2 protein-coding genes and 1 pseudogene are annotated in these 1,620 nt (G+C 71.9%); all 3 read right to left on the bottom strand.

All coding sequences use genetic code 11. The features are described 5' to 3' along the window. Window positions 1-1,114, bottom strand: a pseudogene (locus BYZ73_RS21030) (phage tail tape measure protein); the annotation flags it as partial. 3 nt (window positions 1,115-1,117) lie between these two features. Further along, window positions 1,118-1,327: a hypothetical protein gene (locus BYZ73_RS21025; RefSeq protein WP_112317557.1), complete on the bottom strand. Its 210-nt coding sequence runs from the start codon at window positions 1,325-1,327 to the stop codon at window positions 1,118-1,120. Window positions 1,328-1,425: 98 nt separating this feature from the next. Next, the coding region (locus tag BYZ73_RS23060) for a hypothetical protein (protein WP_181498156.1) at window positions 1,426-1,620 on the bottom strand (195 nt) is incomplete at its 5' end.

Genomic DNA, 1,620 nt, shown 5'->3' with positions numbered 1-1,620 from the left:
CCTTCATCCGGGCGCCGAGCTCCTCCATCCGGAGCCGCATCAGCTCCGGCCCCATCACGATCCGGTCCCAGACCTCGGCCGCGACATCCTTCATCAGATCGAGCGCCGCACTGAGGCCCCCCGCCGCCGTCACCAGCCGCCCGAACCACAGCACCAGCTCGCCCGCACCGACCACCAGCGCGCCGATCCCCGTGCGCATCAGCGCCGCCCGGGTCAGCAGAAGCTTCGCGTTCAGCGCGGCCGCCGCCACGGTCGCGGCGGCAAAGCTCGCCGCAAACCGCCCGGCGATCAGCGTGGCCGCCGTCCCGGCATAGGCCGCGACCCGGTCGAGATTGGACAGCACCAGGTCGAGGGCCGAGGCCAGCGGCGCGCCCTTGCGCCAGAGATCGGCAAAGCCGTTGGCCAGCCGCTCGATCCCCGGGGCGGCGGCCGCGGCCAGCGTGTTGCCAAGCCCGGTCGCCACCAGACCCAGCCGCGAGACCGCGTCATTCGCACTCTCTATATTGTCGGCGTCCAGTTCCGACACGACGACGCCGAAGTCTTCGACATCGCGGGCGGCCTGGCGCAGGGTCGCGGGATCCATCCGGCTCATGGCGATGGAGCCTTCCTCGCCGAAGAGCTGGCCCGCGACGGCCGCCTGCTGGGCCGCGGGCACGAAGTCGAGGATCGCGGCATTGATGGCCTCGACCCGCGCATCGAGCGGCATCGCCAGCAGATCCCCGGCCGTCAGGTTCAGCCGCTTCAGCGCCTCGACCGCGGGGCCGGTGCCGGTCGCGGCCTGGCTGAGGCGGCGGGTCAGGTCCTTCGTGGCCTGTTCGACCGTGCCCATGGCGACGCCCGAGAGATCGCCCGCCCGGCTCAGCACCTGGACCGAGCGGACCGTGGTGCCCAGCGATTGCGCGAGCTTGGCCTGGGCATCGACCGTGCCCATGGCCTGTTTCGTCATCAGGCCAAGCGCGCCGGTCGCGGCGGTGACCGCGCCCGCCAGCCCGACCGTCACGGTGCGCGCAAAGCGTTTCGACCGGTCGTCGGCCGATTTGAGCCCGTTGCGGAACTCGGCCGAGTCGAGCCCCAGATTGACGCGCAGCGCGCCGATCACCGCCTTGAGGGCCATGGATCACCTCTTTTTCTGGTTTTGCGCCTCAAAGCGCGCATGCATCACGCGGGCGCGCAGGATCATCGCCGCCGCCTCGCGCTTCGGATCGGGCGGCAGCAGGAAGTCATCGGCCCGGGGAAAGTCGGGCGTCCGGGTCAGGGCCGCGACATGCCAGGCCAGCCAGCGGTCGCGGTGATGGCCGACCTTCGCCCGCGCCGTGGCGCCCGCCATCTGGGCGCGGTAAAGCCCCGGGGTCAGGGACCAGAAGGCGGCCGGATCGAACCCGGCCGCGCAATAATCCTTCAGCAGATCCAGCCAGCCCGCGGGGCTCAGCCCATGTCCGACCCCTCGGGCTTTCCCGGCGCGGGGGCCTCCCCGGCCAGATCGGACAGATCGGCCAGGAAGCCGCAAGCCGAGATCACCCGGCCCAGCACCGGACCCAGTTCCGGGCCGAGTTCTTCGGCGACCTCGCCCGCCTGGCGCAGCGTGGTCGCGGGGCGGTGATCGCGCATCGCGGCCCAGAG

The organism is Rhodovulum viride (assembly GCF_003265965.1).
GTDB classification, from domain to species: domain Bacteria; phylum Pseudomonadota; class Alphaproteobacteria; order Rhodobacterales; family Rhodobacteraceae; genus Rhodovulum; species Rhodovulum kholense.
This window is presented reverse-complemented; position numbering and strand designations above follow the sequence as displayed.

Bases quoted from the DNA above. Each gene is read 5' to 3' on its own strand.
- BYZ73_RS21025 (WP_112317557.1), bottom strand. From the start codon at position 1,327: ATGGCGGGCGCCACGGCGCGGGCGAAGGTCGGCCATCACCGCGACCGC.